The following is a 14,072-nucleotide window of genomic DNA, read 5'->3' as shown; positions in this document are numbered from 1 at the left end:
TCCGTCAACGTCGTTGTCGAACTACGGTACGACGCCCGGTGTGTCCCCAATCGGAGAACGCGTGGACGAGAGCCACGAAACCGACGCCGTTCACACCGCGAGCGTCCTCACGATAGCTATGAGTCAAGACCACAATCGGGGGGCCGTCTCCCCAACGCACGTCTCGGAGAGCGACGTACTGCCGGTCGCCAGCGAGAGCGAGTCGCTCGACTCGGTGTTCCGGGCGCTCTCGGACCACCGGCGGCGATGCGTCTGTCACTACCTCCGTCGGGCCGACGAACCGATGTCGGTGAACGAACTCGCCGAACTGGTGGCCGCGTCCACGACCCAGAAGACCCCCGCCGTCCTCACGCCCGAGGAAGTCGAGAAGGCCCACGCAGAACTCCTCCGGATACACCTACCGAAACTGACGGAGGCCGGTATCGTGGAACACGACGACGGGGTCGTTCGCCTCGTCGAGTCACCGAGCGTCGTCGATTGCCTCGAAACGGCCGCCGACGTGGACCTGAAGTGAGACCGCTTTCCTCCGACGTATCACGGTAGCTACGCGGGGTTCCGGTCTGCGAAGAGCGCCGAGGCGCGTCCGGCACCGTTTTCTATCCGGCGACCCTCCTCGGAACCATGGCAGACGATTTGACCGCGACGCTCCACACGAATCACGGCGACATCGAAGTCCGACTGTTCGACGACCGCGCGCCCAGAACCGTCGAGAACTTCGTCAAACTGGCGAAACACGACCCCGCCGCGAACGACGACCCCGCCCCGAACACTCCCACGTGGGAGGACCCCGAGAGCGGCGAAGTCCGCGGCGACGCGCTGTACGAGGACGTGGCCTTCCACCGCGTCATCGAGGACTTCATGATTCAGGGCGGCGACCCGACCGAGACCGGCCGCGGCGGCCCCGGCTACGAGTTCGAGGACGAGTTCCACGACGAACTCCGCCACGACGGCGCGGGCATCCTCTCGATGGCGAACAGCGGCCCGGACACCAACGGCTCGCAGTTCTTCATCACCCTCGACGCCCAACCGCACCTGGACGACCGTCACGCGGTGTTCGGCGAGGTCATCGACGGGATGGATGTGGTGCGCGAAATCGGTTCGATTCCGACCGACCACAACGACAACCCCAACGAAGACGTGGTCCTCGAATCGGTCGAGATTCACGACTGACGGCGTCGCTCTTTCTCGGCACAGTCCTTTCGGAGTAGTCGGACTGGCGGTTACGAGGTAGGGGCGGTACCGCCGCGTCGCGGCACCGCCGTGGTGACAGTGCTGACTGATTCGCCAGCTATCTGCTCGCAACCGCACGAAGCGTCCGGTCGGGATTCGTCCCGTCTTTCTACGTAAACGCTAGCAACTGGTCGTCGCGAATACCGCGCGAAAACGAGGAGTTGTTACCGCTCTCGGCGGCGCTCAGGACTCGCGTCGGCGAGCGAGTAGCGCCGTGACGAGGAACGCGACCAGCGTCGCCCGGAGTCCGAACCCGGGGACGCCGGAACTCTGTCCGCCCTCTTTCGTGCCCTGATTCTGGCCGTCGCCGAGTGCGCCTTCCGACGTTCCGGAGGCGACGTCGAGCGTGCCCGCGTTCGCCGAACCGACGGCGACGCTGTGTTCGCCCGCGTCGAACGCCCGGACGAACTCGACGGTCGTCCGCTCGCCCGCCGCGAGCGTCACCTGTTTCGTCGCGACGACCTCACCGTCCACCGTCAGTTCGGCGGTGTAGGTCCGCTCGCTCGAACCGACGTTCTCGACGGTCGCGGACACCGTCACCTCCTCGCTCGCGGACGCCGAGGACGCGCCGAGCGTCGCCTCGACGACCTCGAACGAGGACGCCTCGACGCCGACGGCGAACGTCCCGGTGGCAGCGCTCGACGCTCGGTACCGATACTGACCGTCGTGTTCGCGGAGGAACGTCGTCTGGACCGACGACCACTCGCCGTCCTCGTAGCGATACAGCGCGACGTTCTTCGGCGAGTCCACCCTCGCGGCGTCCACGCCGAGCGTGACCCCGACGGTGTCGAGTTCGCCGTCGCTGATGTACGTGGGCGTCACCGTCAGGTAGCCCAGCGTCTCGCTCGCCCCTTCGAAGGCCGCGACCCCGCTCGGCACGGACCCGGACGTTCGCGCCTCGACGAAGAACCGCGGTTCGGCGTCGGCGCTCTTGGGGACCATCTTCAGTTTCCGGACGGTGGCGTCTCCGGCCCGCAGACCGCCGTCGAACGAGACGACGCCCGGACTCGACGCACGGGCGCTCGTCACCTTCGCCTTCGCGTAGGTCTCGGTCAGGTCCGTGACGCTCACCTGAACCGACGGCGGCGGCACGTTCGCGCCGCCACCGCCGCCCCCGCCGGACGACTTGGCGGCGACGTCGAACCCGAGCGAGTGGACGTATCCGTTTCCGGCGGCGTCTTCGACGTGTACGTCGAGCGTGTGCGAACTCCCGGCCGAAAGCGACGACGCGGTGTATCGAACCTGATTCGAGGTAATCGTCGCGTCGCCGGTCACCCTCACGCCGTCGAACTCGACCCAGATGGCGTCGGCGTTGACGCCGCTCACGTCGTCGGTGAGGTTGACGACGAGTTCGACCGATTCGGTGTTCGAGTCCAGCGTCGCGCCGTCGGCGGGACGACTGCTCGTGACGGCCGGGGGCGTGGTGTCGGTCTCGATGGTGAACTCCGTCGTGTAGTTCTTCTCGTTTCCGGCCTCGTCCACAGCGACCACCGTGGCGGTGTGCTGGCCGCCGCCGAGTCCGGTGGCGTTGTACGTCGCGTACTCCCCGGTGACGTTCGTCGCGTTGGCGTCGGTGACGCGCTCGCCGTCGAAGTAGAGTTCGACCGCGCTCGCGTTGACGCCGCTGATGTCGTCGCTGTAGTTGAACGTCACCCGTTTGTGGGTGGTCCTCCAGTCGAACGTCTGGCCGTCGGGCGACTTGGCGTCGAGCGACGGGGCCTTCTGGTCGTCCACGACCGCGCCGTACGTCGAGAAGTGCGAGACGTTCGTCACCCAGTAGGTGTCGGTCGTCCCGTTGACCGTCTTGTTCTCGACGGACGTGTTCCGGACCTCCCACGTATCGGAAGACGAGTCGTAGTAACTGATGTTGACCTGCTTCTCGTCGATGCCCGGCGGGAGAGTCGAATCCGTCACCGGGATGCCGATGGTGGCGTTGTCGAGGTGGTCGGTCAGACTCTTCCCGAGTTCGCCATTCAGGAAGTTCAGTCCCGCGAGGTTCCGAGAGAGCGGCGCGAGCGCCGACCGACTCTCCGTGAGCGACACCGTGCTGTCGATTCCCGTCTCGTTCGTCGTGAAGCGGACGAACAGCCCCGACTTTTCGAGGACGACCGTGACGGTCTTGTCGCCGTTCGTGCTGACCGTCCGTATCTCGGCGGTCGAGTTCGTCGTTCCGAGGTTGCCCGTGCGGTCGGACGCGTTCGCGGTCACCTTGTACGTGCCGTCCTCGCCGAGCGAGAACGTCCCGTTCCAGACGTACCCGTCAGCCGACGTGTTCTGCGTCAGCGTGACTTCTGCGGTGTTCCCGGCGGGTTTCTGGACGGTCGCCGAGACCGAGTCCGACCGGAGCGGTTCGTCGCTTGTGAGCGTCACCTCGCCCTCGTTCCCGACCTGTTCGACGGTCGCGCCGAGGTCCGGCGCGTCCCGGTCGAGGACGACCGTCACTGGCGTCTCGGTGAGATTCACGTTCCACAGTCGGTCGGCCGCGACCGCTCCGAGGGTGTAGTTCCCGTCGTCGGGGAGGTCGGTCAGGTTCTGCGTGACCCTCCACGTCCCAGCGTCGGTCCGCGTCGCTTCCTTCCACGTCCGGAAGTTCGTGAAGTCCGCCGAGAGCGACGACCCGACGTGGGTCGCGTTGCCGGGCGTTCCGTCGGCGTCGAACTCGAACGTCACCGTGTCGTTCGTGTATATCGTCTTCGAGAGGCCGGTCGGCGCGTTACCCGACCCCGCGGTGGTGACGGTCGCCGTCGGTTTCTTCGCGTCCACGCGGACCGCGTCGAACGTCGTCATCTCGACGGTGTTGCCGTCGTCGTCGGTGACCCGCACCGCGAGGTCGATTCGCCCGGCGTACTGGCCGAAGGGTTCGTTCAGGTCGATGGTCGCCTCGTAGACGGTCGAGTAGTCGGACTCGTGGACCTTCCGGACCGACGCGTTCGTCCATCCCGTCGCGTCCTCGAACGGGACGGTGCTCGCGTCGTTCGCCACCAGCGCCGACAGGCCCGTGGCGTCCGCGTGGGTGGAGAACCGAACTCGCAGCGTGTCGTCCGCGGTGTTGTTCGCCGTCAGTCCGGCCACGTCGGCCGAGTATACGCTCGGCGGCGAGAAGTCCTCGTAGGCGTTGTACGTCGCCTCGTACGTCGTCACCGTCCGCGTCGAGAGCGGAGTCACGTCGTTCCGACCGACCGCGGTGAGTTCGACGTCGGTGTTCGGGTCGAGGTCGAACTCCGTGAGGTTGAACACCGACCGTTTCGTGGTGTTCGTCTCGCTCACTGTCGTCCCGTTCAGCGCGAGACGGACCGTCTCCTCGCCCGCGTCCTCGAACCCGTGAGCGCCTTGGTCGAGTTGGGTCTCGACGTAGTACGCCAGTTTCCCGTCACTCACCAACAGGTCCATCAGACCGGTGTAGGGGTGTTCGTTGACCGACTCGCGGACTGGGATATCGCCCAAGCTCGCGGTGTAACTGGTACTCAGGTTCCACGACGGGGTGACGCTCTCCTCGGACGTGGCACCGACGCCGTGGTTGACGACCTCGTCGTTGAGGTAGATAGTCTGGTGGCGGCGGTCGCCGATGCCGTCGGTAATCAGGTGGTCGTAGTGCCAGTCGTAGGGGAACTCGGCCGTCGCCGAGAGCGTGACGTCGTACGACCCGCCGCGCCGGTTCCGGTAGTAGGTCACGTTCTTCTCGGTGAGCGCGCTCTGGTTCACGTCGAACGTGGTTCCGGTCGTCTCACCGAGTTGGTGAGCGAGGTGGTAGATGGCTTCGCCGCTGAAGTTGTCGGACGCGCCGGTCGCCGCCGTCGGCACCAACAGGTGTTCGACCGCGGCGTCGAACTCGCCCTCGACGCCGAATCGGACCGTGGAGGTGTCGGCACCCGACCCCGAGAGACTGCCGACGTACCTGTTGTACGAGGTCTCCTCGAAGTACGTTACCTGCGTACTCCGGGTCGAGAGGTCGCCGTGCTTGCTCTCGGCCGCCGAAGCGTCGAGGTTGTACTTTGTCGTGTCGCTCTCGTTCAGGACGACGTGTTCGTCGCCGTCGACCGTCAGTTCCTCGGAGAAGACGACGGGTTGGCCGTTCCGCTCGTTGACGCCGTGCGAGAGGACGTTGTACTCGCCGCCCCCGACGACGTGGTAAGTGACCTTCGACCCGTTGAACTGGTCGAGACCCCGACGACCGACCATATCGAACTGGCCGGGGTTCTCGGAGAACAGCCACGAGAGGTCGTCGGCCACGGGCGTCGTGCCGATGCTCTGCTTCTCGACGGTCACTTCGTGTGCGCGAACGAAGCCGAAGATGGTCGTGTACGTCCCGTTGTCGAACGAGACGCGCCCGGAGTAGATACCGTAGGGGACGCTGGTGTTCACCGTCAGGCCGAGGTGGACCGTTTCGTTGGCCGGAACGGTGACCGTGCTCTGATTGAGTTGGGCCGGTGCCGTGCCCTCGCGAACGATGTTCGCCGCGGTCGCAGTCGCGTCGAGCGTCACGTTCGACTCGCCGAGGTTCGTGACGCGAATCGTCCGCGTCGCGGTCGTGTCGTTGCCGAACGTGCCGAAGTCCACCGTGCCCGGCGAGACGACGACGTTCGTTCCGACCGCGTCGGTGGCGTTGACCTCACCGGCACCCTGCGTGTACACGTCCTCGCCGCTGAGGGGGTCCGCAGTGGACGTGAGGACGCTCTTGAGTCGCTCGGGCGACCAGTCCGGATGTTTCTCTATCAGGAGGGCGGCGATACCGCTCACGGTGGGCGCGGACATGCTAGTACCGCTGTACCGAACCGATCCGCCGTCGTTGTCGGCGCTCTTCACGCCGACACCGGGCGCGACGACGTCGGGCTTGAGGTAGTACCCGTACGGCGTCGGGCCGCGAGAGGAGAAACTCGCAATTCCGCCGTCGTAGGCGTCTGTCGCGCCGACGGTGAGCGCCTTCGACTGGATGCCGGGGGTGCTCACCGTCCGGTAGCCGTACTCGCCGCTGTTGCCCGCCGATACGACCACGAGCGTTCCGTTGGCGACGACCTGATTGACCGCGTCGGTGTACCGGTCGTTCGACCGCTCGGCCGACACCGGACCGCCGATGCTCATGCTGATGACGTCGGCACCGTTGCTGTCGGCGTACTCCATGCCGTCGATTATCCACGACGTGCGTCCCCATCCCTCGTCGGTGAGGACCCGGACGTCCATCAGACTCGCGTTCGGTGCCATCCCGGTGTAACTCTCGTTGTCGCTGGCGACGATGCCCGCGACGTGCGTGCCGTGACCGGCGTCGTCGTCGTAGTCTCCTTCGCCGGTGAAGTCCTTCTCCGCGACGACGCCGTCTATCGCCGGATGGCTGTTCTCGATACCGGTGTCCAACACCGCGATTTTCGCGTTGTTACCGCTGACACCGTAGCTCTCGCGCGCCTGCGAGGCAGAGACGGCGTCGTCGGTCGCGGCGAGGTCCGTCCGGTACTTGATGTCGAGCGTGACCCTCTCGATGGTGTCGTCGGCCTTCAGGTCGGCGTAGGCCTGCCCGACGGCCGCCTTCGACACCCGGCCCGCCTCGGCGTCGATGGATTCGAGCGTGGCCCGCTTCTCCACGCCGGTCACGGAGTCGAGCATCCCGTCGGTGGTCTGGGTATCCCCGGCGACGATGTAGTCGCCCTGACCGTCTTCGCTGACGATGATGGGAATCGAGTCCGTCTCGGCGTCAGTCAAGTTCTGCTGAACGAGGAACTCGACGTCGAACAGGTGGCGGTCGAACTTGCCGAAATCGACGCCGACCGGGAAGACGTACGTGGAGTTCCCGGTCGAGACTTTCTGCATCCGCACGTCGGCCGAGACGCGGTACTCGGTGCGGTTGCCCGTCTCGACGACGGTCACGGTCTGGCCGGTGAGGAGCGTCACCCGTTTCGTCGTCGCGTTCTCCGGGAGCGAGGCGTTCCGGACCGTTTCGTTCTCCGGCGTTTCGTTCAGCGACGTCACCTCGGCGCTCGGAAGCGTCGCCGGGTGGCCCTTCGCGTGCGATACCTGCGTCGTTCCGTCCCCGACGACGTCCGCCGCGGGCCGGGAGTCGTCCAGCGGTTGGAGACCGAACGCGGGCGCGACGGCACCGGTCAGGATGAGAATCGAGAGGAGCAGTGCCGTCACGGGTGCGGTCGTCCGACCTTCGTCTCGTCGTGATGGTTCGCCACTCATTTTGATGTTAACTGCCAGATAACGCGTCGATTACTTGTAACCTACTTAGATTATCAAATCTAATAACGGACACAAGCTAAGAGTTTAATTTCTGACTAATCGGCAAACGCATTAGAGGGTGCCGCTCGACAGTCGTATCTGATGACCGTAATCGCACTCCTGAGCGTCGCACCGGTAGTCGAGGGGAGCATGGCCGAGGAAGTCGCCAAGGCCGTGGCCGCGCTGGACGACTTCGACGTGTCCTACGAGACCAACCCGATGGGAACCGTCATCGAGGCCGACTCGGCGGACGAACTGTTCGCGGCGGCGCAGGCCGCCCACGAGGCGGTGGACGGCGACCGGGTGAGTACCGTCCTGAAGATAGACGATAAGCGCACGCGCGAGCAACGCGCGCGCGAGAAGGTCGATGCGGTCGAGGAGGCGCTGGGTCGGGAAGCCAAGCGGGAGCGATAAGTCTCCCCGGACATTCGGAGAACGGTCTTTCCGAGTGACCTCACCGTTCTCGAAACGACTCACGCCGACCCGAACTGATGGCGACTGATAAACTGTTTACGGGGTGACGCCCAATCGACGCGCATGGACAGTCTCAATCGGAACGCGTTGGAGTTGGCCGACGAGGCGCTGGACTTCGCCGAGGAGTTGGACATCGGAGCGCGAGAACTCGACAACGGAGCGACCGTCATCGACTTCGGTCACGAGTTCGACGGGGGCGTCGAGGCCGGACTCCTGCTCGCCGAGATGCAGACAGCCGGACTCGCCACCGTCCAGACCCGGATGGACGAGGTGTCCGGCGCGCCCTTCCAGTACGTCGAACTGACGAGCGACCACCCCGCGCTGGCCCTGCTCTGCTCGCAGAAGGCCGGGTGGGAGGTCACGACCGACGACTTCGAGGGTCTGGGCAGCGGCCCGGCCCGCGCACTCGTCGCCGAAGAGGAGGAGTTCGCCCGCGTGGGTTACGAGGACGTGTCGGAGTTCGCGGTGCTGGCCGTCGAGAGCGACGACTACCCCACCGAGTCGGTCGCCGAACACGTCGCGGACCTCACCGGCGTCGAACCCAGCAGCGTCTTCCTCCCGTCGGTCCCCACCGCGAGCGTGGCCGGGAGCGTCAGCGTGGCCTCCCGCGCCGCCGAGATGGCGGTCTTCCGACTGTCGGAACTCGGCTACGACCCCCTCGACGTGGTGACCGCCACAGGGTCCGCGCCCGTCGCGCCCGTGGCCGGAGACGAGGAGACCGCCATCGCGCGGACCAACGACGCACTGGCCTACGGCGGGCAGGTCCACCTGACCGTCCGCGAGGAGTTCGACCGCTTCGACGAGGTCGTCTCGACCGCGAACGACGAGTACGGCACCCACTTCGCCGACATCTTCGAGTCGGTGGACTGGGACTTCTACGAGGTCGAGGAGAGCGTCTTCGCGCCCGCGCAGGCGACCATCAACGTCGTCGGGGGAGACACCTACGTCGTCGGCGAGCGCGACGAGGACCTGCTGGCCGAGAGCTTCGACATCTGAGACGCCGCGAGAACGAGACCGGAGGTGACATTCGATGCAATTCAAACTGGTTCCCGAACCGCCCGCCGACTTCGAGTTCGTTGCCGACGCCCAGCGCGCGGTCCCCCTGGTTCCCGGTAGCGAGGACGACTGCTGCGCTCGGATGCTCGACCGGACCGACCTGACGAGTCGCGACGCGGCCCGGACGTGGCTGACCTTCCTCCGGGCGCTCGGCCTCGCCGAGGAGCAGTCGTCGGGGTTCACCCGGACGCGAGAGGACCCCACGCGCGAGTTCCTGCGCGAGCAGTTCCGCGAGAACGTCTTCGGCGTGCCAGCGGTGCTGGAGACTCTGACCGACGCGGCGGAACCGCTCTCGGCCGAGGAGGTGTTCGAGGCGTTCCGCGACGAGGTACCGACGTGGGAGCACCACAAGAATCCGAACTCCTGGGAGGAAATCTGGAGCGAACGCGTGGCGTATCTTCTGGACTGGTGCGTGCTGTTGGGGTTGGTGGAAGAAGTGGACGGAGCGTACGCGGTCGAGTAACACGACGGTATTCTCGGCCGACTCGGCGTCGGGAACGCCCTCGATACGTATCGACAGTTGCCGTTTTCGGTCAGACACTCGTACGCGAACCGACACTACCGAACGGGGCTACGACTAACACCCCGTGTTTACGAGGCCGCATCCGTGATTCTCGTCGTCCCGTTCACCGATAGCGAGCGTTTACTGCCGACGGACGGAGAGTATTCGAGATTACCGACGTGACAGTTCCCGAACTCGGGCGAACGGACCTCGGCGTTTATTGACTCCCGTCGGCTACTCGGACGGGGGATTCGAATGACATCGAAACGGGCGAACGCGGTGACGGTAGTGGTTGCGTTGTTCGTCGTCGGTAGTTGCGGATCGGTCGTCTTGGCGGCAACCGGCGCGACAGGTGCCGACACCGCCGGGAGCGCGACCGAGGGGAACGCAATCGCCGTACAGGAAGAGAACGAAACGACGACGGCGACCGAAACGACCGCGGCCGCAGGGGAGACCACGACGGACTTCGTGAACCTCGACGACGCGGACATCACCTTCGACAACCAGACGTCGAACGGGACGGCGGTCAACGTCACGCAGGCGGTGCTTCCTGAGGGAGGGTTCGTCACCGTTCACCTCGCTCAGAACGTGACGGGTAACTTCACCACGCTAGTCGATTCGGAGATGATAGGTCAACGCATCGGCAACTCGACGTACCTCGAACCCGGTCTCAACGAGAACGTGACTATCCGACTCGATCAGATGGTCACGGAGAGTCAGATGCTGATCGCGGTTCTCCACCGGGATACGAACGGTAACCAGCAGTTCGACCCGGCACTGGAGCGAGTCGAGACGACGCCCGCGCAGACGGCCGACGCGACGGCGACTCCGGCCGCCGAGCAGGTCGATGCGGTGTACACGCAGGACCCCGGTGACGAACCGATAGCGGGGACGGCGTTCGTCCGTGTCGAGGACGGCGGTGGCGCGGTCGGAACGACGACTGCCGCGAACGAAACCACGACTGAAGCGGCATAACACGGACTCCTCGTTCGCGCGCCCCATCTTTTCGCGTCGCACAGGTGGACTGTGAACTGAAACGCTACGAGAAATCGGAACAGACGCCCGAGTCGGGTTATCGAATCTTCCGGACGTTACTCACGTCGAATCCGCCGTCGTGAATCTCGGTCTCGAAGCGGATGATGTCCTCGGCCTCCAACCGCGACAACACGCCTCGGAACTCCCGGACGAACATCACTCGGTCGCGCTCGTTCCCGCCGGTCTCCCACTCGAACGCGATGGTGCCGTCGGCCGCGCCCATGAGACTCCCCATCTGGGTGTCGGTCAGCGCGTCCTGATTGACCAGCACGAGAATCAGGCCGTCCCACGCTCGTGAGGCCTTCTGGAGTCCCTTGACCAGCAGGGTGATGTCGCTCCAGTCGAGGTGTTCGTTCGGCGCGCGGGCGAGGTCGGTCAGCGAATCGACCACGACGAGGTTGCCCGTGGCGTTCTCGTTGAGGTACTCGCCGAGCGCCTCCAGCACGCCCCGGCGGTCGCTCCCCTGTCCGAGGTCGGTAATCGTCTGCGTCTTGCGGGTGTACCACTCCCGGGGAATCGCCGAGAGCTGGAAGTACTCCTGACTGAAGTCGGCGAACTCTACGGCTTCGACGCCAGCGCGGACCAGTCGCTCGCTCATGGTGAACTCGATTTCCCGCCGGAGTTCGTCGCCGCTGGCGGTGAACGAGACGTAGTGGATGCCCTCGGGCACGGCGGCCCGTTCGGACACCTCGCCGTAGTGGAGTTCGAATTGGTCCGGGTCGGTGTGGGCCAGTCCGTTGATGGTCGCGGCGGTGTAGCAGAACTCGCGGGCACCGGCCCCGGCCTCGCCCGCGAGCAACACGACGCTTCCGGGCGGGGCACCGCCGTCGATGATGTCGTCGAGTCGGGAGACTCCGAACGGAACTCGGTCCATGGACGGTTCGTTTCGGTAGGTCTCGGCGGTGGTGCTTGGGTCTTTCGTCTGAACGGGTCCGCGGAACTCACCCGTTCGGTTCCCTCACTCGGTCCGGTCCTCACTGGTGACGTACCCCGGCGGTGGCGGAAGTTCCACGACTTCCACATCGGTGCGGTCGTGAGGAATCGTCGCCTCCATCTCTATCTTCACGGCGCAGTCACCACCGACCACGTCGCTCACGCCGACCATCACGGTCCCCGGGAGTTCCGGCGGTTCGAAGTGGTCCCGGCAGGCCTCCCCGATTTCCGTCTCGGCCTCGGGCAGCAGGTCCGCTCGGACGTAGTGGCGTATCATCGTGACGTCGGCGAGTCGCCCGCCGCAGTACTCCCGGAGGAACCGGTCGGCGAACGAGAGCACGCTGTCGGCCTGCTCTCTGGGGGTGTCGCCCGGTCCGACGACGCCGTCCAACTGCACCCGGTCGTGGTCCGCGTGCCGCGTCCTGACCGCCGTCGCGGCGACCGCATCCTCACCGCGGTTCTCCCGTCTGAACACCGTCTTCTCCATAGCGACGCCAACGAGCACCGGCCACTAAGCGCTTCGTGCCAGAAACACGGTAGCAACGGAGTGTGTTCGAGTGATACCATCGGTTCCAGCGTCAAAAGGCATATGCCAATGTCGAGGGGACCGTCTTGATATGCGAACTGCCCTCCATCGCATCGCGGCGGGTGCGCTCGCCTACGTCGTCTCGTACGTCCTGATCGGACTGGCGACCGTCCCTCGACTCGGCCGGTATCTCGTCCGTGCCTCGGACGACGCCGTCACCGTCCTCGACGTGTACCGCTCGGCCGGGAGTCCGCTGTGGCAGGCCGTCGGCTGGTTCACGCTGAACGCCCACGGCGTTCCCATCGACATCGCCGCCGTGCGGGACACGGGAAACTTCGTCTCCGACGGGGCGATGTGGCTCGGCATACTCCCCGGGTGGCTGGGACTCGTCCCGCTGGTCGCGTGCCTACTGGTCGGGGTGACAGTGACCGCAACGAATCGCTCGTCGCCCGTCCCGATGGGTGTGGGCGCATACATGGTTCCCGGGTATCTGGTCGCCCTACTGCTGTCGACGGTCGTATTCGCAGGTGGAGTCGGCCCCGTGACTGCATCTGCAAGAGTCCTGTTGCCCGGCAGTTACCCCGGTGGCAGGTGGCTACTTCTCGTCGTCCTCGCGCCCCTCGTCTTCGGGTCACTCGGCGCGTCGCTGGGACAGTCGCCCGTTCTCACAGCGACCGTCGAACGCCTGCGGTCGGACTTGTCGCTCCGATAGAAGACTGTTGGCCGTCTGGCACGCTCCGAACCGGCCCACCGAACGCTATCTGATGTGACGTGCTGAATCGTTCACACCTCGTGTAGCGTTATCTCCGGGACGCTCACTCCGTTACGCGTCCGGGCGTGCGACTGGCAGGCTCAAATCCGGCCGCATTCGACGAATTCGCTCGTTGCGCGGAGACAAAACTCCGCGTCGGAGTTGAATTCGGGAGAAGTGCGCTGGCGGGGATTTGAACCCCGGTTGCGACCATGGCAAGGTCACGTGATACCACTACACTACCAGCGCCCTGCGAGTGCATTTCCAAGTAATGCCGGGTCACTAAATAAGGCTTCCGAAACGGAGGCGAATCGGCAGACGGTGACACGTTTCAATCACCGATTTCCGGCGACAGGAGCTTTGTGACGGCCTCCCATTGCCGGAACAGAAGCGGCACCCTTTTAGGAACCAAGCCGGTACGATTCGCTACAGTCTAGTGACGGGGCGTCGAAGCGTCACGGTATGACCGTCAGCCTACTCGTTCCGTCATCCCTCGTCCGGGAAGCCGAAGACAAGCGCGAGGCGACTCGCAAAATCGGTTACGTCGCCCGCGCGGCGACGGTGTTCCGGGCCGACCGCCTCGGGGTCTTTCCCGACCCCGAGGGGGAGGAGAAGTGGGGTGGCGGGTTCGTAAGCACCGTGCTGGAGTACGCCGCGACGCCGCCCTACCTCCGAAAGGAGGTATTCGGCAAGCGGGACGAACTGGAGTACGCGGGCGTCCTACCGCCGCTCCGCGCCCCCTCACTGACCGGCTCCGAATCCGAGGGTTCGGGGTCGTTAAGACAGGGAATCGTGACCGAGGTCGGACCTGAAGGGCGCGTTCGGGTCAATTGCGGACTGCAACACCCGATCTCGCTCGTCGTGCCGCCAGAAATGGCGGTCGGCGAGGGAGAGCGCGTTACCGTCAGGATCTCTTCGCGAAGTCCGGTCCGTGCGAAGCTCGTAGACGAACCCCTCTCGGGTTTGTCGGTGACGCGCACGGACCTTCCGGCGGCGCTCGACCGCGACGACGCGGGCGTTCGAATCGCAACGTCCCGCCACGGGGTCGAGTTGACGACCCGGCGGCTGACCGACGTGGTCGGCCGGACCGAGCGCGACGGTATGACCGTCGTGTTCGGTTCACCGGGTCGCGGCCTGCCGGAGATGCTCGACCTCCCCACCGAACCGCTCGCCCACGACTGGCCGAGCGACGACGGGGAGGACGAGGCGGACGCGGAGTCCGGAGTCGAATCGGGCGCACCCGGCCGGTTTGACCTCTGGCTGAACGCGGTTCCGAATCAAGGTAGCGAGGTCGTGCGAACCGAAGAAGCGATGTTCGCCGCTCTCGGCTGCCTGAACCTCAGAGAGAAGTGATA

Annotated in this window: 11 protein-coding genes and 1 tRNA gene; 8 read left to right on the top strand and 4 right to left on the bottom strand. The window is 65.4% G+C overall.

What is annotated here, in order from left to right; all coding sequences use genetic code 11:
- Positions 1 to 40: 40 nt before the first annotated feature.
- Both NGM06_RS01710 and NGM06_RS01705 read left to right on the top strand, forming a co-directional pair.
- Entirely contained in the window at positions 41 to 514 is a 474-nt protein-coding gene (locus NGM06_RS01710; protein ID WP_254268643.1) for a winged helix-turn-helix domain-containing protein, read from the top strand.
- Between the two features lie 107 nt (positions 515 to 621).
- A complete protein-coding gene (locus NGM06_RS01705; RefSeq protein ID WP_254268642.1) occupies positions 622 to 1,170 on the top strand; it encodes a peptidylprolyl isomerase in 549 nt (182 codons plus the stop codon).
- Positions 1,171 to 1,413: 243 nt separating this feature from the next.
- Here NGM06_RS01705 and NGM06_RS01700 read toward each other — a convergent pair whose 3' ends face one another.
- A complete protein-coding gene (locus NGM06_RS01700; RefSeq protein ID WP_254268641.1) occupies positions 1,414 to 7,353 on the bottom strand; it encodes a S8 family serine peptidase in 5,940 nt (1,979 codons plus the stop codon).
- A 189-nt stretch (positions 7,354 to 7,542) separates the two neighbouring features.
- Between NGM06_RS01700 and NGM06_RS01695 the strand changes: the two genes are divergently transcribed.
- The 4 genes from NGM06_RS01695 (at position 7,543) to NGM06_RS01680 (ending at position 10,447) form a co-directional block, all read left to right on the top strand.
- Positions 7,543 to 7,854 (top strand): MTH1187 family thiamine-binding protein, encoded by a 312-nt coding sequence (locus NGM06_RS01695; protein WP_254268640.1) that lies wholly within the window; start codon positions 7,543 to 7,545, stop codon positions 7,852 to 7,854.
- A 123-nt stretch (positions 7,855 to 7,977) separates the two neighbouring features.
- Positions 7,978 to 8,910 carry a methenyltetrahydromethanopterin cyclohydrolase gene (gene mch / locus NGM06_RS01690; RefSeq protein ID WP_254268639.1) on the top strand — a complete coding sequence of 311 codons (933 nt, stop codon included), beginning with the start codon at positions 7,978 to 7,980 and terminating at the stop codon, positions 8,908 to 8,910.
- A 34-nt stretch (positions 8,911 to 8,944) separates the two neighbouring features.
- The gene (locus NGM06_RS01685; RefSeq protein WP_254268638.1) at positions 8,945 to 9,433 is read left to right on the top strand and encodes a double winged helix-containing putative transcriptional regulator; all 489 of its coding nucleotides are present in this window, start codon (positions 8,945 to 8,947) and stop codon (positions 9,431 to 9,433) included.
- 294 nt (positions 9,434 to 9,727) lie between these two features.
- Entirely contained in the window at positions 9,728 to 10,447 is a 720-nt protein-coding gene (locus NGM06_RS01680; RefSeq protein ID WP_254268637.1) for a DUF7282 domain-containing protein, read from the top strand.
- Positions 10,448 to 10,544: 97 nt separating this feature from the next.
- On the opposite strand, the gene NGM06_RS01675 is transcribed toward NGM06_RS01680, so the two are convergent.
- Both NGM06_RS01675 and NGM06_RS01670 read right to left on the bottom strand, forming a co-directional pair.
- On the bottom strand, positions 10,545 to 11,381 hold the full coding sequence (locus NGM06_RS01675) for an RAD55 family ATPase (RefSeq protein WP_254268636.1): 837 nt from the start codon (positions 11,379 to 11,381) through the stop codon (positions 10,545 to 10,547).
- 84 nt (positions 11,382 to 11,465) lie between these two features.
- Positions 11,466 to 11,927, bottom strand: coding sequence for a hypothetical protein (locus NGM06_RS01670; RefSeq protein WP_254268635.1), 462 nt, complete (start codon positions 11,925 to 11,927; stop codon positions 11,466 to 11,468).
- A gap of 130 nt (positions 11,928 to 12,057) precedes the next feature.
- On the opposite strand from NGM06_RS01670, the gene NGM06_RS01665 reads away from it, so the two are divergent.
- The gene (locus NGM06_RS01665) at positions 12,058 to 12,678 is read left to right on the top strand and encodes a DUF7978 family protein (RefSeq protein ID WP_254268634.1); all 621 of its coding nucleotides are present in this window, start codon (positions 12,058 to 12,060) and stop codon (positions 12,676 to 12,678) included.
- A gap of 217 nt (positions 12,679 to 12,895) precedes the next feature.
- Here NGM06_RS01665 and NGM06_RS01660 read toward each other — a convergent pair.
- Positions 12,896 to 12,966, bottom strand: a tRNA-Gly gene (locus NGM06_RS01660).
- A gap of 213 nt (positions 12,967 to 13,179) precedes the next feature.
- Between NGM06_RS01660 and NGM06_RS01655 the strand changes: the two genes are divergently transcribed.
- The gene (locus NGM06_RS01655) at positions 13,180 to 14,070 is read left to right on the top strand and encodes a putative RNA uridine N3 methyltransferase (protein ID WP_254268633.1); all 891 of its coding nucleotides are present in this window, start codon (positions 13,180 to 13,182) and stop codon (positions 14,068 to 14,070) included.
- Positions 14,071 to 14,072 lie beyond the last annotated feature (2 nt).

This window comes from Halorussus aquaticus, from assembly GCF_024218795.1.
GTDB lineage: Archaea > Halobacteriota > Halobacteria > Halobacteriales > Haladaptataceae > Halorussus > Halorussus aquaticus.
This window is presented reverse-complemented; position numbering and strand designations above follow the sequence as displayed.